This window comes from Chryseobacterium potabilaquae (genome assembly GCF_902728265.1).
In the GTDB taxonomy this organism is placed as follows: Bacteria; Bacteroidota; Bacteroidia; order Flavobacteriales; family Weeksellaceae; genus Chryseobacterium; species Chryseobacterium potabilaquae.
Genome location: NZ_CACVBR010000005.1, coordinates 127,350 through 148,932, shown reverse-complemented (window position 1 = coordinate 148,932; position 21,583 = coordinate 127,350). Strand labels below are relative to the sequence as shown.

14 protein-coding genes and 4 tRNA genes are annotated in these 21,583 nt (G+C 32.8%); 6 read left to right on the top strand and 12 right to left on the bottom strand.

Annotation, left to right across the window (positions count from 1 at the left end):
* Nucleotides 1-30: 30 nt before the first annotated feature.
* From kdpB to CHRY9293_RS04930, 3 genes are all read right to left on the bottom strand, one after another.
* Nucleotides 31-2,070, bottom strand: coding sequence for a potassium-transporting ATPase subunit KdpB (gene kdpB, locus CHRY9293_RS04940; RefSeq protein WP_162031858.1), 2,040 nt, complete (start codon nt 2,068-2,070; stop codon nt 31-33).
* A 23-nt stretch (nt 2,071-2,093) separates the two neighbouring features.
* Nucleotides 2,094-3,788: a potassium-transporting ATPase subunit KdpA gene (gene kdpA, locus CHRY9293_RS04935; protein ID WP_162031857.1), complete on the bottom strand. Its 1,695-nt coding sequence runs from the start codon at nt 3,786-3,788 to the stop codon at nt 2,094-2,096.
* A gap of 466 nt (nt 3,789-4,254) precedes the next feature.
* Complete coding sequence (locus CHRY9293_RS04930; RefSeq protein WP_162031856.1) at nt 4,255-5,559, bottom strand: sigma-54-dependent transcriptional regulator; 1,305 nt, start codon at nt 5,557-5,559, stop codon at nt 4,255-4,257.
* A 207-nt stretch (nt 5,560-5,766) separates the two neighbouring features.
* On the opposite strand from CHRY9293_RS04930, the gene CHRY9293_RS04925 reads away from it, so the two are divergent.
* Complete coding sequence (locus CHRY9293_RS04925; protein ID WP_162031855.1) at nt 5,767-8,634, top strand: M16 family metallopeptidase; 2,868 nt, start codon at nt 5,767-5,769, stop codon at nt 8,632-8,634.
* Nucleotides 8,635-8,752: 118 nt separating this feature from the next.
* Here CHRY9293_RS04925 and CHRY9293_RS04920 read toward each other — a convergent pair whose 3' ends face one another.
* The gene (locus tag CHRY9293_RS04920; RefSeq protein ID WP_162031854.1) at nt 8,753-10,891 is read right to left on the bottom strand and encodes a S46 family peptidase; all 2,139 of its coding nucleotides are present in this window, start codon (nt 10,889-10,891) and stop codon (nt 8,753-8,755) included.
* Between the two features lie 262 nt (nt 10,892-11,153).
* Between CHRY9293_RS04920 and CHRY9293_RS04915 the strand changes: the two genes are divergently transcribed.
* Complete coding sequence (locus CHRY9293_RS04915) at nt 11,154-11,627, top strand: copper resistance protein NlpE (RefSeq protein ID WP_162031853.1); 474 nt, start codon at nt 11,154-11,156, stop codon at nt 11,625-11,627.
* Between the two features lie 9 nt (nt 11,628-11,636).
* Here the strand turns inward: CHRY9293_RS04915 and CHRY9293_RS04910 are convergent, their stop codons facing one another.
* Both CHRY9293_RS04910 and ligA read right to left on the bottom strand, forming a co-directional pair.
* Complete coding sequence (locus CHRY9293_RS04910) at nt 11,637-12,281, bottom strand: MgtC/SapB family protein (RefSeq protein WP_162031852.1); 645 nt, start codon at nt 12,279-12,281, stop codon at nt 11,637-11,639.
* A 138-nt stretch (nt 12,282-12,419) separates the two neighbouring features.
* A complete protein-coding gene (gene ligA / locus CHRY9293_RS04905; RefSeq protein WP_162031851.1) occupies nt 12,420-14,426 on the bottom strand; it encodes an NAD-dependent DNA ligase LigA in 2,007 nt (668 codons plus the stop codon).
* A 302-nt stretch (nt 14,427-14,728) separates the two neighbouring features.
* On the opposite strand from ligA, the gene CHRY9293_RS04900 reads away from it, so the two are divergent.
* From CHRY9293_RS04900 to CHRY9293_RS04885, 4 genes are all read left to right on the top strand, one after another.
* Nucleotides 14,729-15,430, top strand: a complete 702-nt coding sequence (locus CHRY9293_RS04900; protein ID WP_228455472.1) for a glycerophosphodiester phosphodiesterase family protein — start codon at nt 14,729-14,731, stop codon at nt 15,428-15,430.
* Between the two features lie 231 nt (nt 15,431-15,661).
* On the top strand, nt 15,662-16,375 hold the full coding sequence (locus tag CHRY9293_RS04895; RefSeq protein WP_162031849.1) for a 3-ketoacyl-ACP reductase: 714 nt from the start codon (nt 15,662-15,664) through the stop codon (nt 16,373-16,375).
* A 142-nt stretch (nt 16,376-16,517) separates the two neighbouring features.
* A complete protein-coding gene (prmA, locus tag CHRY9293_RS04890) occupies nt 16,518-17,345 on the top strand; it encodes a 50S ribosomal protein L11 methyltransferase (RefSeq protein WP_162031848.1) in 828 nt (275 codons plus the stop codon).
* 12 nt (nt 17,346-17,357) lie between these two features.
* On the top strand, nt 17,358-18,200 hold the full coding sequence (locus CHRY9293_RS04885; RefSeq protein ID WP_162031847.1) for an SH3 domain-containing protein: 843 nt from the start codon (nt 17,358-17,360) through the stop codon (nt 18,198-18,200).
* Nucleotides 18,201-18,982: 782 nt separating this feature from the next.
* On the opposite strand, the gene CHRY9293_RS04880 is transcribed toward CHRY9293_RS04885, so the two are convergent.
* The 6 genes from CHRY9293_RS04880 to CHRY9293_RS04855 form a co-directional block, all read right to left on the bottom strand.
* A tRNA-Arg gene (locus CHRY9293_RS04880) sits at nt 18,983-19,056 on the bottom strand.
* A 15-nt stretch (nt 19,057-19,071) separates the two neighbouring features.
* A tRNA-Pro gene (locus CHRY9293_RS04875) sits at nt 19,072-19,146 on the bottom strand.
* Between the two features lie 332 nt (nt 19,147-19,478).
* On the bottom strand, nt 19,479-20,399 hold the full coding sequence (locus CHRY9293_RS04870; protein WP_162031846.1) for a helix-turn-helix domain-containing protein: 921 nt from the start codon (nt 20,397-20,399) through the stop codon (nt 19,479-19,481).
* A 21-nt stretch (nt 20,400-20,420) separates the two neighbouring features.
* Complete coding sequence (locus CHRY9293_RS04865) at nt 20,421-21,161, bottom strand: SDR family oxidoreductase (RefSeq protein ID WP_162031845.1); 741 nt, start codon at nt 21,159-21,161, stop codon at nt 20,421-20,423.
* Nucleotides 21,162-21,389: 228 nt separating this feature from the next.
* Nucleotides 21,390-21,463: transfer RNA gene (locus CHRY9293_RS04860), tRNA-Arg, on the bottom strand.
* Between the two features lie 44 nt (nt 21,464-21,507).
* Nucleotides 21,508-21,582, bottom strand: a tRNA-Pro gene (locus CHRY9293_RS04855).
* Between the last annotated feature and the right edge of the window lies 1 nt (nt 21,583).

The following is a 21,583-nucleotide window of genomic DNA, read 5'->3' as shown; positions in this document are numbered from 1 at the left end:
TATATCCTGACTGTTTGCTTCCCCCTCTTACTAAATGAATAAACTGATAAATAAATCGATGAGTTTTATTCCAATGAAAGGAACAATAATACCACCTAATCCATAGATTAAAAGATTCCTCCTCAATAATGCACTTGCACCAATCGGTTTGTAGGAGACTCCTTTCAAAGCTAATGGAATTAAGACTGGTATAATTATGGCATTGAAAATAATTGCTGATAAAATTGCTGATTCAGGACTGTGTAGATTCATGATATTTAGTTTTTGAAGTCCAGGAATAAAGTCGATGAATAAAGCGGGAATAATAGCAAAATATTTGGCAACATCATTAGCGATACTGAAAGTGGTAAGGGTTCCACGAGTCATTAATAATTGTTTCCCAATTTCTACAATTTCAATAAGCTTTGTTGGATCATTATCTAAATCAACCATATTTCCTGCTTCCTTAGCAGCCTGTGTTCCACTGTTCATTGCCACACCTACATCCGCTTGGGCTAGAGCGGGTGCATCATTGGTTCCGTCACCCATCATGGCAACTAATTTTCCTTCCAACTGTTCTTTTTTAATATAATTCATTTTGTCTTCAGGTTTTGCTTCGGCGATAAAATCATCAACCCCGGCTTTTTCGGCAATAAATTTGGCAGTTAAAGGATTATCTCCTGTCACCATCACAGTTTTTACACCCATTTTTCTCAATCGTTGGAAGCGTTCCTGAATTCCTGTTTTTATGATGTCTTGAAGTTCAATAACTCCCCATACTTTTTCATTCACGGCAACAACCAAAGGAGTTCCTCCATTTTCAGAAATATGGGTTACGGATTCTTGGGTTTCTTTTGGGAAAGGATTGCCTGCTTTTTCAGTTAATTTTTTTATTGTATCATAAGCACCTTTTCGTATTCTTGTGTTTTCAAAATCAATACCTGAAGTTCTGGTTTCCGCGGTAAAATCAATATAAATAGGATTGGGAACGAGTAAATTTTCGGATGTTAAACCGCTTAATTCTATAATTGATTTTCCTTCTGGTGTTTCGTCGGCCACAGAGCTCAATGCTGATGCTTTTATAAATTCATCAAGAGGAATAGTATGAGAGGGATGAAATTGGGTAGCTTTACGATTACCGATGGTAATAGTTCCGGTTTTATCAAGAAGTAAAACATCAATATCTCCTGCCGTTTCAACAGCTTTACCACTTTTGGTGATTACATTGGCTCTCAGTGCTCGATCCATTCCTGCAATTCCGATTGCAGAAAGCAGAGCGCCAATTGTTGTAGGGATTAAACAAACGAAAAGTGATATCAATGAGGCAATGGTAATTGGCGTCTGCATATAGTCTGCAAAAGGCTTTAATGTAACCGTAACTATTATAAATGTGAGGGTAAAACCGGCTAAAAGAATCGTTAATGCAATTTCGTTGGGTGTTTTTTGTCGGGACGCACCTTCTACAAGAGCAATCATTTTGTCAAGGAAAGAGTCTCCTGGTTTTGTAGTGACTTTCACTTTGATTCTGTCAGAAAGGACTTTGGTGCCTCCTGTAACGGAACTTTTATCACCTCCAGCCTCTCGAATTACGGGTGCGCTTTCTCCTGTGATAGCAGATTCATCAATAGTTGCTAAACCTTCGATAATTTCACCATCCATAGGGATTTGATCGCCGGTTTCACAAAAGAAAATATCTCCAAGCTGTATGTCTGCAGATTTTTTTAAAATCGTTGTTATTTGAAATCCCGGCTTGTTTTCAATAATCACTTTTGCTGGGGTTTCTTCACGGGTCTTTCTTAATGTGTTTGCCTGAGCTTTTCCTCTGGCCTCGGCAATAGATTCAGCAAAGTTGGCAAATAAAATAGTGAGAAATAAGATAATGAATACTAAAAAATTGTATTTAAAACTGCCTTGCGAAGTATCCCCGATTAAGCTAAATAAGCTTACGATAAACATGACAATTGTTCCGATTTCTACCAGAAACATAACAGGATTTTTAAACATGACCTTCGGATTCAGTTTTACGAAGGATTGCTGGATTGCTTCGTTGACTAAATCTTTTTGAAATAATGAATGAGATTGATTTTTCATGGATTTGAAAAGAGTAATTTTAATTATTTTGAAAAATATTGAAGCTGTTCCGCAATGGGTCCTAATGTTAAAGCTGGGAAAAATGATAAGGCCGCAATCAAAAGAATCACGGTGAAAGTCATGAATCCGAAAGTTGCTGTATCTGTTTTCAAAGTGCCAGAACTTTCCGGAATATATTTTTTCTGTGCTAATAATCCTGCAATTGCTATGGGACCTATGATTGGGATGAATCTTGAGAATAGTAGGACAACGCCTGTTGAGATATTCCACCAAGGAGTATTGTCACGTAAGCCTTCAAATCCGGAGCCGTTATTTGCAGAAGAAGAGGTAAATTCATATAATATTTCACTGAAACCATGGAAACTAGGATTGTTCACGGTTTTAGGCCCCAATTCAGGAAAATAAACGGTTAAAGCTGTTGCAATCAAAATTAAAAGCGGGTGAAACAACGCTATAATCATAGCAATTTTTATTTCTTTGGCTTCAATTTTTTTACCCATAAATTCAGGAGTTCTTCCTACCATCAAACCACTTATGAAGACAGTGAGAATGATGAAAATAAAGTAATTTAGGATACCCACTCCGCAGCCACCATAAAAACAATTAATCATCATAGCTACCATTTGATTCATTCCTGAAATAGGCATCATGCTATCATGCATGGCATTTACAGAACCGGTAGAAATGACCGTTGTTCCAATGCTCCAATATGCGGAGGCGACACTTCCAAAGCGGATTTCTTTACCTTCCATTGCTCCGAGGGAATTATCCGTGCCCATCTGAGTAATGAAATGATTTCCCTGAATTTCATTCATCACCGTTGGGATAGTAAGAGCGAGAAAACCAATTGTCATTACCAAAAAAATGGTCCATGAAAGTTTTCTTTTGTTTAAGTAAAAGCCAAAAGCGAAAACCAATGCAAATGGAATCATCATTTGCGCTACTATTTCCGCCATATTTGTCAGGTAATTTGGATTTTCAAATGGATGTGCAGAATTGGTACCAAAAAATCCACCACCGTTTGTTCCTAAATGCTTGATGGCAATAAAAGCAGCAGCCGGACCTCTGGAAATATCCATTTTTTGACCTTCTAATGTGGTGAGATGGTCTTTACCTTCAAAAGTCATTGGGGTTCCGTTCGAGGAAAGAATACCAGCAATAACAATACTAATGGGTATTAAAATTCTTATGATAGATCGTGTAAAGAAAACATAGAAATTACCCAATTCGGTGGTTGTTTTGTCTTTGAAGGCTTTAAAAAGCACTGCCATTGCTGACATTCCTGTTGCGGCAGTTACAAATTGCAAAAACATTAAATAAAGTTGACTTAAATAGCTCACCCCGGTTTCTCCGGAATAATGTTGTAAATTACAATTGACTAGAAACGAAATTGTTGTATTAAATGCTAAGTCAGGTGACATATTTTGATTTCCATCTGGATTTAATGGAAGCCAAGATTGATTTAATAAAACAAAAAATCCGATAATACACCAAAAGAGATGTATGGTCAGCATGGCAAATATATTTTGCTTCCATGTCATCTGTTTATTTGGTTGTATTCCCGACATTTTATAAACCAAATTTTCAATAGGCTGAAAAAATGAATCTAAAAAAGTTTTTTTATAACCATACACATGGGCAATATACTTTCCTAAGAAAAGACCGATGCCCAATGTAATGCCGAATGTTACTATAATACCTAGAACTTCTGTATTCATGATTTTTAATTAAAATTTTTCAGGGTTCATTAAAACATAACAGATGTAGATAAAGGCAAGTATTGAGAGAAAAAATAGACTCCACATAATGTTTTTATATTGTATCAAAAAATTCAACGGATTTGTATAGTAGCCAAAATAATATGGCAGTCAATAGAAATAAACTTATCAGTATCATAGTATTACAATTAAGGTTAGTAGGAGAGGATATGAGTTTTGTAAGCTCAACGTAAAGTATTTATACTTTTTAAATGTCTGTAGTGAAATTGTCATTGTTGAATTATTTTATTCTAAATTCATAATGCCAAAAGAAGCTCCAATTTTAAGAGAGTCTAATTAAATGTCTTATTAATAGTGTATTACGTGTTTTTGGATAATGGTGAAAAATAGAAAAGCCTATCATTTTGATAGGCTCATTATTAAAATGATAAGTTGGTTATCATTGATGAGTTGTCATTGATTACTGTTACCGTAATTCATATTCCTCCAGTTTACGATATAGTGTGGCGATACCGATTTCTAGTAATCTAGCAGCTTCTGCTTTATTTCCTTTAGTATATTGTATTACTTTTAATATGTGTTCTTTTTCTAAAGATTTTATACTTAAAGAATCTTTTCCTGTAGAAACTTTTTCAGAATAGTAAGGAAGACTTTCCGGATCTAATATATTATTATTCATTAAGATTAAACTTCGTTCGACAGTATTTCTTAATTCACGAATATTGCCTTTCCAATCATTTTTTTCTAAGGTTTTATAATATTCTGAAGCTACCTGAACATTTGAAATATGTAATTTTTGTGAAAAAACATCGATGAAATTTTTTGCCAATATCTTTAAATCTTCTTTCCTTTCACGTAGAGCCGGAAGTCTTATTTCAAAAATATTCAGTCGGAAATATAAATCTTCCCGAAAATGCCCTTGTCGAATTTCTTCTTCTAAATCTTTATTAGTTGCGGCAATCAGTCTGAAGTCGGATTTTGAAACTTTTGTTTCACCCATTTTGATGAATTCTTTTGTTTCGAGAACTCGGAGTAACTTTGCCTGCAGTTCGATGGGCATTTCTCCAATTTCATCCAAAAATAAAGTTCCTCCATTGGCTTCTTCCACCAAACCCTTTTTATCTTTTATAGCTCCGGTAAAAGCCCCTGCTTTGTGCCCGAAAAGCTCACTTTCCAGAATATCTTTGCTGAAAGCCGAACAATTTATGGCAACACAATTATTTTTTCTTCTTTCACTGCTTTCGTGAATGGCATTTGCAAACACTTCTTTTCCTGTTCCCGTTTCTCCGGTTAATGATACCTTTTCCGCTAATTTTTTTGCCTGAAGAATTAAAGGAGATACTCCAATAATTTGATTGAGTCCTTTTGGGGTAGAGGTTTTTTGTATGATTTTGGATTTATTATCTTTAACTTTTTCCAATGCTTTATAAACCAAAGGGATAATTTTTTCGTTATCATCACCTTTGACCAAATAATCATAGGCTCCATTTTTCATTGCTTGAACAGCATCTGTAATATTTCCAAAAGCTGTCATTAAAATAATTTCCAAATAAGGATATTTTGTTTTGATAGATTGTACTAGATCAATTCCAAAAGCGTCAGGTAACCGGATATCACTCAAAATAATATCAAACTCATATTGTTCAAGCATAGTCATAGCAGACCGGGCAGTAGAGGCTTCTTTAATGTTAAAATTTTCTTGGGAAAGGATCATTCCTAGTAATTTGAGAAGCTTTATTTCATCATCGATGATCAGAATGTTTCCGGACATAGTATAGATTTTGGGAAAACTAGTGCAAAATTATTGAATTTATTGTAAAATAGAGAAAGAAGTTTTTATTAGTATAATGATTTTTACTAAAATAAATTAATATTATAGATGCAATAATAAGAAAATGAGAAACTGTTATTTTTTGATTCCTTACATTTGTATTACATTCTGGTTTTAAAGAATGAAACTTGAGCTTATACTAATACTATGATACATAGAAAATATAAAGAAACAATTCATATAGATAAAAATAAATACCAATATATCACGGTTTCTCATGATGAAAATAAAGTAAGAATATATACTTTGAAAAATGGCTTGAAGGTATTTCTTGCTCAAAATTTTGATGCACCCCGAATTCAGACGTATATTCCTGTAAAAACCGGAAGTAATAATGATCCGGCTGATAATACAGGTTTGGCACATTATCTTGAACACATGATGTTTAAAGGAACTTCAAAGTTGGGAACGCAAAATTGGGAGAAGGAAAAGCTTTTATTAGAACAGATTTCAGCATTATATGAACTTCATAAGGTAGAAAAGGATAGGGATAAAAAAAAGGAGATTTATAAAAAAATAGATGAAATCTCTCAGGAAGCCAGTCAATATGCGATTGCTAATGAGTATGATAAAGCGATTTCTTCATTAGGTGCCACAGGAACCAATGCCCATACTTGGTTTGATGAAACGGTATATAAAAATAATATTCCCAATAACGAGCTTGAAAAATGGCTAAAAATTGAGAAAGAAAGATTTTCAGAATTAACATTGCGACTTTTCCATACAGAGCTAGAGTCTGTCTATGAGGAGTTCAATAAGGCGCAGGATAATGATACTAGATTAGTTCAAAATGAATTAATGGATGCTCTTTTTCCGATGCATCCCAATGGTCAACAAACTACTCTCGGAAAGGCAGAACATTTGAAGAATCCTTCAATGAAGGCCATTCATAAGTATTTTGATGAATATTATGTCCCTAATAATTATGCCATGATTTTGGTCGGGGATCTGGATTTTGAAGAAACAATTCAGTTAATAGATCGGTATTTTGGGACTATTCCTTATAAAGACCTCCCTAAGAAAAATCCAATTATTGAAAAACCGATCCAGAAAATTGTTAAAAGAACTGTGAATAGTCCTACCACACCTAGAGTTCAACTTGCTTGGAGAACGGAAAGTTATGGCACGAGAGAAGCCATGCTTGCAGATGTTGTAGTTAATATTTTGAGTAATAGAGGAGAAGCGGGATTGCTAGATCTCAATATTAATCAGACTCAAAAAATGCTTTGGGCACAGGCTTTTTCAGTAGGTTTAAAACAATATGGTTATTTCTCAATTGTGGCTATTCCTAAAGAAACACAGGCCTTAGATGAGGTGAAAGAAATGGTATTGGAGCAAATTGAACTGGTAAAAAAAGGAGAATTTCCTGATTGGATGCTACCTGCTATTATTAGTGATTTTAAACTTCAACGAATGAAAGCACTAGAAACAGCAGATGGTCTAGCAACTCATCTTTATGATACCTATATCAAAGGGATAAGCTGGGAACAGGAACTCAATGAAATGGATGAGTATGCGAAGTTTACAAAAGAAGATATAATTGCTTTTGCCAATGAATTCTTCAAGGATAATTATGTGCTTGTTTATAAAAAAAAGGGAGTAAATGATAAATTAATCCGTGTTGAAAATCCGGAAATCACTCCTATACAAATCAATCGTGAAGCCCAATCCGATTTTTTAAAACAAATTTTAGAGGAAAGAACAAAAGATATCCAACCTGAGTTTATTGATTATAGTAAAGAAATCACTACGGATATTATCAAAGACAAAAAGGTGAATTTTGTTTATAATAAATATAATGATATTGCACAGGTTCACTTTATTTTTCCGATGGGAGTTGATCATGATAGAGATTTAGGTATTACTACGCAGTTACTCCAATACTTGGGAACAGATATCTATTCTCCAGAAGATTTGAAAAAAGAGTTTTTCAAAATAGGAATTACCAATGATTTTAAAACGACTAGTGATCAACTTTTAATTACCTTAAATGGACTAGAGGAAAATATTGAAAAAGGAATTGAATTGCTTCAGCATTGGATGTATCATGTAAAGCCTGATCAAGAAATTTATAAACAATTTGTAGAAACTGTTCTTGAAAATAGAAATGCCCTTAAAAAAGATAAGAATCGCATTATGACAGCTTTGACGAACTATGCAAAGCTTGGCGTTTTTTCAAGATTTACAGATGTTATTTCTAAACAAGAATTAGAAGATAGTAAGGTTGAGATCTTTACAAATAGAATGAAGACGCTCTTTCAATATCCTTATCAGATATTTTTCTATGGTAAAGAGATTTATCATTTTAAAGAATATATTGGAAAATATATTCAACATGAAGATTTTCCTATTCCTTCTCCGAAAGAATATCCTGAACCTGAGACGAAAGGAAATGTTTATTTTACTAATTATGATATGGTGCAGATGGAAATGAGTAAGATAGGAAGAGGATACGAGGTGGATACCACTAATTTTGGAAAAATTAATGTTTTTAATGAGTATTTTGGAAGGGGATTATCTTCCATCGTTTTTCAGGAAATTAGAGAAAGTAAAAGCTTAGCATATTTAGCGTATGTTTCTTATGCAGCTAATTCAGAGCTTGGGCATCATGATTATATTACAACCTATATTGGAACCCAGCCGGACAAACTTCAGATTGCAGTAGATACTTTAGATAGCTTGATGAGTAACCTTCCAGAAGTGCTTAGTCAGTTTGAAAATGCTAAGAATTCAGCTTTAAAACAGATTGCTTCAACCCGTGTAACGAGGAATAATATTTTTTTCAATACATTAAGGTTGAAAAAATTGGGTGTTATTCATGACTTTAGAAAAGATATTTATGGCCAGATTCAGAATTTGAAATTTGAAGACTTGAAAAATTTTTATCAAACGGAAATATTGCCACTACATTATAATACGGCTATTATAGGTAAAAAAGATAATCTGAATATGGATGCTGTGAATCAAATGGGAAATTTTAAAGAGGTAAGTCTGGAAGATATTTTTGGACACTAAAAATAGATGAAATTTCAGCCAATATAAAAGGTGAAGTTTTTCAATAAAAAAGGATCTATTTAAATTTACAAAGAGTAATTTAGATAGATCCTTACTATTTTCTTGAGATATTGTAAAATTATTTTATTACTTTCATTTCATCAATAAGCCATTTCGAATCTGCAAATTTATCAATGATAAAAAGAATATATTTTGTGTCCACCATGATATTTCTACTAAAGCGTGGATCGTAGTTGATATCACTCATTGTTCCTTCCCATTGTCTGTCAAAATTTAGTCCTATAAGATTTCCATATGCATCGAGTGCAGGGCTTCCAGAGTTTCCTCCTGTTGTATGATTGGTAGCAGTAAATCCTACCGGAACATCTCCTGTTTTATCTTTATAAATACTGAAATCTTTTTTATTGTAAAGCTCGAGAAGTTTTTGGGGAACATCAAATTCGTAATCTCCGGGGATATATTTTTCTATGACACCGGCTAAATGAGTTTGATAATCATAAGAAACTGCATCTCTTGGCGTAGAACCTTTTACTTTTCCATAAGTAACGCGAAGGGTGGAATTAGCATCCGGAAAGAACTTTCTTTCCTTATCCGTGGCCATTTGTTGTGCCATATATTTTTTCTGTAGAACATCAATTTTATTTTGCAAAGCGTTGAATTGAGAATCTGTATTTTTCATATACGCTTCTCTTATCGATGTGTATAACAGATAAACAGGATCTTTTTTTAATGTTTCAATGAGCTTATCCTGATTAGAGAATGCTTTTTGTATATCTGTACTTGTAGATGTTCCATTAATCTCAGATTTTCCAGTAATAATTGAATGGTTGGAAATATTCTCTATAATCGGAATATTTTGTGTTTCATCTTTGTATTTATCAAAATCTGACGGTAAAGACTGTTGAGGTATTTTATGAGCATATAAAGCCAATAGCTTTGCTGTGACTTTTGCATCTAGCTCTGCACTATAATCTTTATAAAAAGAACTTAGTTTGTCTTTTAATTTATTAAGTTCTTTTTCATTCATTTTTCCAGCTTCTACAGCACTAATGTAGTTATAATAGTCTTCAGCAAGCTTTAGCGTTTCAGCATTTTTGATGACTTCTGTGTAGTATGCATTAAATAATGCATAAGGAGCCTGATCATTGTATAAATTATTTAATTGATCTAAAGTAGTTTTAATCTCTTGATTTTTGGAAATTAAGGAAGTTTCGTATCTTTTCTTTTTCTCAACGGCGTTGGATTTTTTTAATCCCTCTATTTCACCGATCCATTTTTTCCAGTAGTTAGCTACAGAAGCATATTTTGAAGCGTACTTGATACGTGTCGCATCATCGGTACGCATTTTTTCATTTAATGTTTTTAATGCGATTTCACGCACTGCAATTTTTGCAGGATCAATATCTTTCATGATTTTGTCCACCGCAATGGCAGGAAGGTATTCAGTTGTTTTTCCTGGAAAACCAAATACGAAGGTGAAGTCATTTTCGTTTTTATCTTTGATAGAAACGGGAAGATAGTGCTTGGGAACGTAAGGAATATTATCCTTTGAATACTCTGCAGGTTTATTGTTTTTATCCGCATAGATTCTGAACATAGAAAAATCGCCAGTATGTCTTGGCCATACCCAATTATCTGTATCTGAACCAAATTTACCTATACTTTGTGGAGGTGTACCTACCAGTCGGATATCTTTATAGGTATCAATGGTATAGGCATAATATTTATTACCATAGTACATGGGTTTTACAGAGATAGATTGATAGGATTCTATTTTTTGAGCATTTTTATAGAATTCAATATTGCTGTTAACTTTTTTTGAAAGCTCAGGCTCTGCCAAATTGTCAGTGCCTTCTAAAATTTGATGAGAAACATCTTTAATATCTACAATGAAATCTACTTTTAAACCCGGATTAGGTAGCTCACCATCATTATTTTTTGCCCAAAAACCATTGGTTAAAAGATCGTTTTGAACAGTTGAATGTGCCTGGATCTGCCCATATCCACAATGATGATTGGTAAGTAAAAGACCTTTGGGTGAGATAATTTCAGCGGTACATCCACCATTAAACTGAACTACAGCATCCTTTATACTTGTTTTTTGTGGATTGAAAATGTCTTTGGCAGAAATTTTCATTCCCAGATCTTTCATTTCTTTTTCATTCAATTCTGTTGGGATCCACATGCCTCCATATTGTTGCGCAAAAGCCATAGTAGCTGGCAAAAGAAATACAGATAGGAGTATCTTTTTTGTCATAATCAAAATTTTGTCCGAATTTACAAAGAAAAAAAAGATATTAGGATGACAAATGTAGAATTAAGAGTTATTGTATTGTAATTTATTAATAATAAGCATATTTGAGTATTGTTTGGGAAAATTATTTTTTAAATTGTTTTATTTTTTCTTTTAAATATTTATTATAAATTATAATTTATAGTAATTTTTTAACTTATTTTGTGTTTTTGGCTTAATTGTTGATCGATCGATAAGGCCTAATGTTAAAATATAAATAATCATTATGAATCAATCATGCGTTTTAGGATTTTTGGCAGTCGCTTTCTTATTTTCTTGCTCTCCTAAAACAAAACCTCAAGTGGTGAATTTAAATCAGAAAACGGATTCTACATCTATGTATTCTTCTATAGATAATTTAGCCATCAATGTAAGTGAGCATAATTCACAAAATTCTTTGGACTGGGAAGGAACTTATGAGGCTGTAATTCCTTGTGCAGATTGTGCTGGAATTAAAACTATTATCACATTATATAAAAATAAGACTTTTTCTATATCGGAAGAATATTTAGAAAAGAAATTTAACAATAAAGATCGAGGCATTTTTCAATGGGATTCTACAGGAAATATGATTACATTGAAAGGGAATACTGTTAATTATATTTATAAAGTAGGAGAAAATAAAATGGTCCTTCTTGATACGAATGGCCATTCCATTGATGGACCTAATAAGGATTTATATATTCTTAATAAAAAATAACGGATTATTTTAAAATTGGTATGCCCCTATTCTAGGATTGTTTTGAAGCTCCTGGATAAGTAATTCATGAGATTTTTTTTTACCGGTTAGAATCCAAATTGTAGTGAGGTTTTCCTGTGAATATTGTTGTTTAGAAACAGTATATTTTAAATGATATTTTTTAAAAAGAGTTTCACAGTAGAGAATATCTTCAGTATTTAAAAGACTAATCTTATACTCTCTTATTTTGTGATTTTTGTCAATTTGAAATTCTAGATACGTGAGAGAGCTAAGGGTAAGTAATACTAAAGCGGTTCCTAAAAGGGATAAATAAACATACCCTGATCCGATTGCCATTCCTATAGAGGATGTCGCCCAAATAGTAGTGGCAGTTGTAATTCCATCGATTTTACTGTCACCCTTAAAAATAACACCAGCTCCCAAAAAACCAATTCCGGTAATAATATTAGCAGCTATACGATCTGGATTGTCGATGCCAATTTTAATTGAGAGTATAGTGAATAAGCAAGAACCAAAGGAAACGAGGATGAAAGTCCGTAATCCAGCTGACTTATTTCTATATTCCCGCTCGGCACCAATTAAAGTACCCATAAAAACAGAGATGAATATCAGAAGGAGCTCATTTTGAATGGAGTGATCTTTTAAGAATTCCATTTTGTTTCAATTAATTTATTAGCATAAAATTACGATAAATCTTGTTGAAAATCTAATTGATGCTTATTAAAAAAGCACTTAGGATTATCATTTAATCGTCCTGAGTGCTTTTTAGTAAATATCTGTGGTTAAATTTGCTTATTGTTTTTCTATCAAATCCAAAAACTCTTGCTCATCGAGAATTACGATGGTTCCAATGTCTTGAGCTTTTTTCAGTTTGCTACCTGCTTTTTCTCCTACTACTAAATAATTCAAATTTTTGGAAACGGCAGAAATATTTTTACCGCCATGTTTTTCTACCATCTCTTCTGCTTGTTCCCGTGTAAATAAAGATAGTTTTCCTGTAAAGAGAAATGTTTTATTTTCTAGTATATCGGATAAGAGCTCATGGTTGTTTTCGCCTTTTTCTAATTGTACTCCATAAGATTTTAGACGTTCTATCATTAAAACATTTTCAGGGTTTTGGAAGAAATCAACAATACTAATGGCTATTTTGGTTCCGATATCTTCCACCTGGCAAAGTTCTTCAATAGTAGCACTTTTCAGTTCTTCAATAGTAGAGAAGTTTTTTACAAGTTTCTTGGCAACAGTTTCACCCACATGTTTTATTCCAATTCCATAAAGAACTTTTTCAAAAGGAATTTCCTTAGATTTTTCAACCCCTGAGATGATATTTTGAGCTGATTTTTCAGCCATTCTTTCCAATGGAAGAAGCTGTTCTTTGGTTAAAACATATAAATCTGCAGGATTTTCTATGAGTTTTTCCTTATAAAGTTGTTCTATGGTTTCGCTTCCTAGATTTTCAATGTTCAATGCTTTTCTAGAAACATAATGAATCATTCGTCCTATCACTTGTGGTGGGCAGTGAAGCTCATTGGGGCAAAAATGAATGGCTTGATCTTCTACTTTTACCAGTTCAGTTCCACATTCAGGACAATGTTTTATATATTCTATTTCTCTATTGTCTAAAGTTCTTTTTTCGGTATTTACTCCTACAATTTTAGGAATAATTTCACCTCCTTTTTCTACATATACAAAATCGTTTTCATGAAGATCAAGTTTTTTTATGATATCCTCATTATGTAGAGAAGCTCTTTTTACGATAGTTCCGGCTAATAGAACTGGTTTTAGGTTAGCAACAGGAGTGATGGCACCCGTTCTTCCTACTTGATATGAAACACTTTGTAATTCTGTTTCTACTTTTTCGGCCTTGAATTTATAGGCCATAGCCCAACGAGGTGATTTAGCGGTATATCCCAGTTGTCTCTGTTGTTGTAACGAATTTACTTTTAAAACAATCCCATCAATTTCGAAAGGTAAAGTATGGCGTTCAACATCCCAGAAACTAATAAATTCTTTTACATCATTCAGTGTCTTACAAAGCTTTGCTTGTTGAGAGGTTTTAAAGCCCCATGATTTTGCTTTTTCAAGCAATTCCCAATGGGTTTCCACAGAAGTTTCTTCCGATACAAATTGGTATAAAACAGAAGAGAGCCCACGTTTTCTTACTTCAGCACTATCCTGCATCTTTAAACTTCCGCTGGCTGTATTTCGAGGATTCATGAAAGGATCCAATCCTTCTTCTTCGCGCTGTGTATTGATTTTATCAAAATTTTTTCGGGTTAAATAAATTTCACCACGCATAAAAAAATGATTGGGAAAATCTCCTTTTAATGTTAAAGGGATGTCAGAAATAGTACGAATATTGGGTGTTATTTCATCTCCCTGGAATCCATCTCCACGCGTTACGGCCTGAGTAAGTTTTCCATCAGTATAAAGAATAGAAATAGAAGCACCGTCATATTTTAATTCTGCGACAAATTCTACGGGATCATTAATAGTTTTAATAATTCTTTTTTCCCATTCTTCAAGATCATTAAAGTCATAAGAATTATCTAATGAGTACATTCTGAATTTATGTTGAATAGTTGGGAAAACTTTTGTTATACCACCACCTACACGCATTGTAGGAGAGTTTTCGTCATGAAATTCAGGATATTGAGCTTCTAGGCCCTGGAGTTCCTGTAATAATAGATCAAATTCGTAATCTGATATGGTGGGAGTATCCAAAAGATAATAGTTTTCATTATGTTGATGAAGATCTTTACGAAGCTGTTCTATCTTTTGTTGAATGTTTTCTGACATTGTAATTCTATTCTTTCAAGCAAAAATAACCAAAGTAATTTCATTTAGAAAATAAGAAAAATAAATATTGTCATTAAATTACAATAAGCCGTAATCGATAAACTTAAAAATTAATAAGGCTTTCAAAGTTAATTAAATGATATAGGTATAATTTATATCAATGTGTAATTCTTAATTTTATTTATTAATGGATATTTTTTATGTCTATAATGGCTATATTTATGGATAATTTTATTTAATTTATATTATCTGATTTAATGAAAAATTTTATATTAGGGTTCACTGTTTTAAGTACTATATTAATGAAATCACAAACCCAAATTATTGCCCACAGAGGTTATTTTCAGTCTCAGCCTTTAACAACCGAAAATTCTATTCAATCATTAGAAAATGCACAGAAATTAAAAATTTATGGAGCTGAATTTGATGTGAGAATGAGTAAAGATGGTATTTTAGTGGTTAATCATGATGAACATCATGAGAAAATGGAAATATCTGAAACGGATTTTAAAGCTCTGGAAAAAGTAAAGTTATCCAATGGGGAGAAGCTTCCTACTTTGGAAGATTATTTAAAACAAGGAAAGAAGGATTCTTCCGTAAAATTAATTGTTGAAATTAAGCCTGCTAAATCTGATAATTTAGAAAAGGAAATGGTTCAAAAAGTGCTTAAGCAGGTTAAAGATATGAAGTTGGATTCACAAATAGAGTTTATTTCATTTAGTTTACATATTTGTAAAGAAATTAAGAAACTTGCCTCAGGCTTTAAAGTTCAATATCTTAACGGAGAATTATCACCAGAGCAGATTATGAAGGAAGGACTTGATGGACTTGATTATCATTATGAGGTTTTTCAGAAAAACCCTACATGGATTGCTGAAGCCAATCGATTAGGTTTAATTACTAACTCATGGACCGTTAATGATGTTACTGTGTTTAACCAATTGAAAAAACAAGGAATAGGTTTTATTACAACTAATATACCCAATGAATTAAAAAATCAGTAATATCATAATATACTACTGATTTTTCGCATTTGTTTCTTTATAAAGAAGCAAATTTTTTTAATGATATAGCTGAATGAAAAGGAGCTCAATAGTTGGTTCAGGATTAAAATTGAAGATGAAGAGAACAATGGGTGTTTGAATGGTATTTAAAATTCAATTAAATTCTCAATTTTGTGATCATTTAAAAATGTTGTTTTGTAAATTTGTGTAGAAAATAAAAATAAAATTAGTATGAATATGAGAGGAAAAAATGCTATCATTACAGGTGGTGGGAGAGGTCTTGGTCGAGCCGTTGCTTTAGTGTTGGCGAATGAAGGTGTGAATGTGGCTATCACAGGAAGAAACGAGGAAAATCTCAAAACAACAGTTGATGAAATACAAAAACTAGGAGTGAAAGCTGAATATGCTGTTTTTAGTATGGATAATGAAGGCTCTGTAAAAGAAGGGATTACAAGTTTAGTAGAAAGATTAGGAGGGATTGATATTTTAGTAAACAACGCTGGAATTGGAGATTTTGGATCCATTGAAGAAATGTCATCTGAAACGTGGGAGCAGGTGATTAAAACGAACCTTTTTGGAGTATATTATGCTGCAAAAGCTGTATATCCGTTTATGAAGGCAAATAATGAAGGAGATATTGTAAACGTAGCCTCTACAGCAGGATTAAAAGGTGGCCCAAATATGTCTGCTTATGCAGCTTCTAAAGCGGCTGTTATCTCTTTGTCACAATCGATGATGGCCGAGTGGAGAAAGCAAAATATTAGGGTTATTACGTTGACTCCAAGTACGATTGCTTCAGATATGAGTATTCAAGGAGGGCTTACAGATGGTAATCCGGATAAAGTTCTTCAGCCGGAGGATTTTGCGGAATGGGTAAGAGATATTTTAAAAATGAATAGAAGAGCGTTGATTGCCAACGGTTCTATTTTTTCTACAAATCCATAGTCGATTTCAGTAGAAATATAAATTGAATAGAAGCTATCTCTACAATGAGGTAGCTTTTCTTTTTTTTCCTTTTTGAAAGGTTAGATTAAAACTTAATTTCATTTCATTTTTTAAATATTTACTTTTGCAGCAAATTAACTACATGCAAAATTATTTAGAATTCAATTTTAAGATATCTCCCCTTCAGCCTTGGAATGAAATATTGATGGCCGAACTTATTGAAATAGGCTTTGATAGTTTTACAGAAGAGATCGATGGAATTTTAGGATATATACAGAAAGACTTATTTAATGAAGAGGAATTAAAAGCACTTCCTCTTTTTCAGAACAAGGAGGTAAATATTGAGTATTCTTTTCAAGAAATGCCTAATATTAACTGGAATGAAGAGTGGGAAAAGAATTTTTCTCCCATAAATATAGAGGATAAAGTGTTAATCAGAGCTGAGTTTCATGAATCGGTTCAAGGGATGCATGAAATTGTTATTCAGCCCAAAATGTCTTTTGGAACGGGACATCATCCTACTACGCATTTGATGATTCAACAAATGATGGATATTGATTTTAAAGAAAAGAAAGTCTTGGATATGGGATGTGGAACCTCCGTGTTGGCGATTTATGCTAAACAGAAGGGGGCAGGAAAAGTAAAAGCAATTGATATTGATGAATGGTCTGTTGAAAATTCAAAAGAAAATGCACAACGAAATGGGGTTGAGTTAGATATTGAACAGGGGACTGCTGATAATTTGGGAAATGAAAGGTATGATATTATTCTAGCAAATATCAATAGAAATATTCTTATTTCCGATATTCCTACCTATGTTTCTGTACTGAATGATGGAGGGAAATTGTTGCTTTCAGGGTTGTGTTTTTTTGATGTGGATGATATTTTGGAAGTATGTAGAGATTGCAAACTTGAATTGAAAAAACAGCTACAACGTGAAGAATGGGTATGTTTATTGTTAGAAAAATAGTAAAATGCTTTTATGAAGTCTTTATTTACTATTTTATTTTTATCACTGATCCAAATTTTTTCTGCTCAAGAAGAATATACCTATGCTAATGGGATTTTTCAATTTGAAGAAAACAAAACACAGAAAATATTTACGGATTGGACAAGAGTGAGACAAGCTCCCAACGTAAATGCTCCCATGTTGGACTCTTTGCATACGAACCAACAGATTATGATTCTTAAAAAAGATGAAACTGTTTTAAAGTTAGGTGAAAGAATAGCCAATTGGTATAAAGTGTCTTATCAAAAAGATGCTCAAGTTCTAGAAGGGTATATTTGGGGTGGAAACCTTTGTATAGGATATAGAAATAAAAACGGATATGATTTTCTTTTCGGGGTGACAAAAACAATCAATAGAAAAGATAAAGAATTCAATAATATAACGGTACAGCAAAATATTGCAGCAATAAAAGTGATGGAGGGTGGAGTATTAATTGATGAAGTTTCTTTTAATACAGGCTCCGAAGAAAGCTTAAACTTTGCAATGTTCACTATTGAAAGTAATCATAAGCTTCAAAATGTAGATTTAACTTTAAAAGCGACCGTTTCTGGAGAAGCTTGTGGAATTGCAAGTTATGATCAGTATGTTCTTTTTCGAAATAAAAAATTAATGGCTCTTCCGCAATTAATGAACGTTGGAGACGCAGATGTTTTTTATCATAGTGAAGAGCTTATTTTTCCTAACGATAAAAAAGGAATTCCAAATAGTTTTATTTTTAAAATGGAAGAAATGGTGAAAGATGATCATGATAGGGAAAAGAAAAAGAGTTCCTCCAGAATATATCTTTGGGATGGAAATACATTTAAGTTAAAATAAAATAAGTAGCGTTTCATTAATGACATACATTGGTGAGATGCTGCTAAAAATATTTCTTGTATACTTTTAGAGAGGTTCAGTATAAATTTTATTATAAATCCTTGTCTCAAAGAGCTTATAGGTGAATCTTTGGGTGAAGTTCTGGAAAAATAATAAATAATAAGATGAAACAAACTTTATTTAACATTGTAATAATTAATTTTGTTTATACTCAACATTTGCAGGTGCCATTTTTAATCCTGTATTCTTTTGCCTATTTCGATTGTATTCAATTATTATATTTCCCAATCCTTCATGTACAGTAAAGAATCTCGATAGCATACTGCTATTCTTTGAGGTTGCCCCATGTATGGTTCTCCTTGTATCTTGGTCTGCTCCGTATTGGTTTGCAATTTTACGGAAATTGAATGAGTTGTGAAAATTATTAATCACCCCTTAAATCCCCTGCCATTATTTAAGCGAATCAACGACAGAATGTATTATATTATAATTTGATTTAAAAGTTATTATAAAAATTATAGGTGAAATAGGTTGGTTTATCTAGAAATGCGAAAGATCATTTTAATAGCTTAGAATTTTATGGCAAAAACAAATTTTGAAATTTTAGATATTTTTGTAAAAGTAGATTTTACTTGAATTTTGTTCAAAAAAGTAGGTGAGTTTCACTTTTTGTTTAGATAATTGTAGATTCTTTGTGTTTACTGAAATATCCGATGCTTATCCAGACTTTAGCGAAAATAAAAAAGTCTCTACATTACTGTAAAGACTTGATTTTAAGGTAGTGAGCGCGAAAGGATTCGAACCTTTGACCGTCTGCTTAGAAGGCAGATGCTCTATCCAGCTGAGCTACGCACCCTTAATTTTTTTGTAGTCGGGGCGGCAGGATTCGAACCTGCGACCTCCTGGTCCCAAACCAGGCGCGATGACCGGACTACGCTACGCCCCGTAGAAGTTAAAATTTTAATGAATTTTACTTCGTTTTTGAGGCTGCAAATATAAGATACTTTTTTAAATTAAAAAAGAAAAACATGAAAAAATATTTTTATTTTTTTTATAAGACTAATTGATAAAGGGCTAATGGCTTCTTTTTCTTTTAAATAGAAAAAATAGTATGCCCATTTGATTTGAGGATCTTCAAAATGTAATTGTTAGAATAGAGTACAATTGATTTCCTCATTTCTCTATTAATCCTATTTTATTCTTCGGTGTATGATCAGTGTTCAAAATTTAGATTTAAAAAATGTAATTCAGGATAAGGATGTTGATCCATTCAGATTTTTAATTGGCATTGAATGATTGTCTGAATGCCAAAGGCGAAAGATTGGTTTTTGTTTTAAATAGTTTGTTGAATGATTGTGGATGTTCAAAGCCTAATTTATAAGCAATCTCTGCGACAGAAAAGGAAGTTGAACTCAGTAAATCTTTTGATTGCTCAATTATTTTGCTTTGAATATATTGCTGTGTGTTCTGGCCGGTTAATGAACGTAATATATCACTTAAATAGCGTGGTGATACATTTAATTGACTGCTGAAGTAATTCACAGATGGTAGCCCTTCATTTAAGCCGTAACTATTACCAAAATATTCATCTAGTAAATGGTCCAATGAGTTGATGATTTCGTGATTTACTGTTTTTTGGGTAATAAACTGACGATGATAAAAACGATTGCTATAATTCAACAGCAATTCAATTTGAGAAATCAAAATGTCCTGACTGAATTGATCAATATTACTTTCTAATTCGTGGGCTATTGTATTGAATACATTGATGATAATATTTTTTTCTTTGGCAGATAAAAATAATGCTTCAGAAACGGCATATGAAAAAAAGCCATATTGATTTATTAGATTACCTAATGGATAGCCTCTAATAAAATCGGGATGAAAGTATAATACATAACCTTCGTAGCTGGCTAAGTTATCAGAAGAAATGACTATTTGTTTGGGTTTTAGAAAAGCCAATCCACCTTCTTCAAAATCATAATGGCTCTGACCATATTTTATTTGTCCATTGAAGTTATTCTTAAATGAAATTTTATAAAAATCTAGACTGATTTTCGTTCCATTTTCAAATAAATTGGCTGAAACATTGTTATAATCAATCAATGCAACTAATGGATGTAAGGGGGCTGGTTGTCCCAAGTAGCGTGCTAATTGAGAGATACTGCTAAAATTATGTATATCTGATTTAGATTTCATTGTTCAATATTTCAAATATAATCAATTTTGTACCGAAGGACGAATCACAATATCGCCAATTTCTACATCCTTGGGTTGGCTTATAGCATACATGATAGCATTGGCAATAGCCTCGGGATCAATGCCAAATTGGTCCATATTGTTAGAAATGGCTATTTTCATTTGTTTATTTTTTATATTTTGGGCAAAATTGGTTTTAACAAAACCTGGTGAAATTCCTGTGATTCTTATTGTTCCATCGGATTCTTGACGAAACACTTCTGAAATGGTACGAACTGCGTTTTTTGTTCCTGCATACACACCTAACATAGGACGAAGCTGTATTCCCGCTGTTGAAATGATATTGATAATATGTCCTGATTGTTGTTTTTTGAAAAAAGGAATTGTTGCAGCCATTCCATATAAAACACCTTTCAGGTTAATGTCAATCATTTCTTCCCAACCTTCAGTATCTAAATCGTCAATTCTGCTAAGTTGACAAATGCCTGCATTGTTTACAATAACATCTAATTTTCCATGGATTTCTATAGCTGTATTGACCAGCTTAATCAGGTCAGTTTTGTTCTTGACATCTGTTTTTAAAAAAATGGCTTCACCTTCCTCATTCCTAATTTTTTCAACAATCTGCTCAAGCTCTTTCGTCCTGCGAGCACCTAAAACGACTTTTGCACCATTTTTTGCCAATGTTATTGCTATGGTTTTACCTATTCCACAGCTCGCTCCTGTAATAACAATTACTTTTCCTTTGAGTTCGTTTTGCATATCATTAGATTTCTAAATTCTCCTGTAAAATTCTACATTATTGATTTGCTAAAAGTAGTCAAGTTGGTAAATGTTGTAGTTGAATTAGCACGATATTAGGAAGAATAAAAGCTTGATTTTTACCCAACTTTTTTGATGTATTCCAATATGGAGATTCTGATCTAAATAATATGGGGTTAGATTTTTGAAATAAAAAAAGAGACGACTATAAAATAGTGTCTCCTTACGTGAGCGCGAAAGGATTCGAACCTTTGACCGTCTGCTTAGAAGGCAGATGCTCTATCCAGCTGAGCTACGCACCCTTAAAAGTTGATTTTTGCTTAGGAATGATAAGCTTTAAAAAATGTCGGGGCGGCAGGATTCGAACCTGCGACCTCCTGGTCCCAAACCAGGCGCGATGACCGGACTACGCTACGCCCCGA

Bases quoted from the DNA above. Each gene is read 5' to 3' on its own strand.
- kdpB (WP_162031858.1), bottom strand. From the start codon at position 2,070: ATGAAAAATCAATCTCATTCATTATTTCAAAAAGATTTAGTCAACGAA.
- kdpA (WP_162031857.1), bottom strand. From the start codon at position 3,788: ATGAATACAGAAGTTCTAGGTATTATAGTAACATTCGGCATTACATTG.
- CHRY9293_RS04930 (WP_162031856.1), bottom strand. From the start codon at position 5,559: ATGTCCGGAAACATTCTGATCATCGATGATGAAATAAAGCTTCTCAAA.
- CHRY9293_RS04925 (WP_162031855.1), top strand. From the start codon at position 5,767: ATGATACATAGAAAATATAAAGAAACAATTCATATAGATAAAAATAAA.
- CHRY9293_RS04920 (WP_162031854.1), bottom strand. From the start codon at position 10,891: ATGACAAAAAAGATACTCCTATCTGTATTTCTTTTGCCAGCTACTATG.
- CHRY9293_RS04915 (WP_162031853.1), top strand. From the start codon at position 11,154: ATGAATCAATCATGCGTTTTAGGATTTTTGGCAGTCGCTTTCTTATTT.
- CHRY9293_RS04910 (WP_162031852.1), bottom strand. From the start codon at position 12,281: ATGGAATTCTTAAAAGATCACTCCATTCAAAATGAGCTCCTTCTGATA.
- ligA (WP_162031851.1), bottom strand. From the start codon at position 14,426: ATGTCAGAAAACATTCAACAAAAGATAGAACAGCTTCGTAAAGATCTT.
- CHRY9293_RS04900 (WP_228455472.1), top strand. From the start codon at position 14,729: ATGAAATCACAAACCCAAATTATTGCCCACAGAGGTTATTTTCAGTCT.
- CHRY9293_RS04895 (WP_162031849.1), top strand. From the start codon at position 15,662: ATGAATATGAGAGGAAAAAATGCTATCATTACAGGTGGTGGGAGAGGT.
- prmA (WP_162031848.1), top strand. From the start codon at position 16,518: ATGCAAAATTATTTAGAATTCAATTTTAAGATATCTCCCCTTCAGCCT.
- CHRY9293_RS04885 (WP_162031847.1), top strand. From the start codon at position 17,358: ATGAAGTCTTTATTTACTATTTTATTTTTATCACTGATCCAAATTTTT.
- CHRY9293_RS04870 (WP_162031846.1), bottom strand. From the start codon at position 20,399: ATGAAATCTAAATCAGATATACATAATTTTAGCAGTATCTCTCAATTA.
- CHRY9293_RS04865 (WP_162031845.1), bottom strand. From the start codon at position 21,161: ATGCAAAACGAACTCAAAGGAAAAGTAATTGTTATTACAGGAGCGAGC.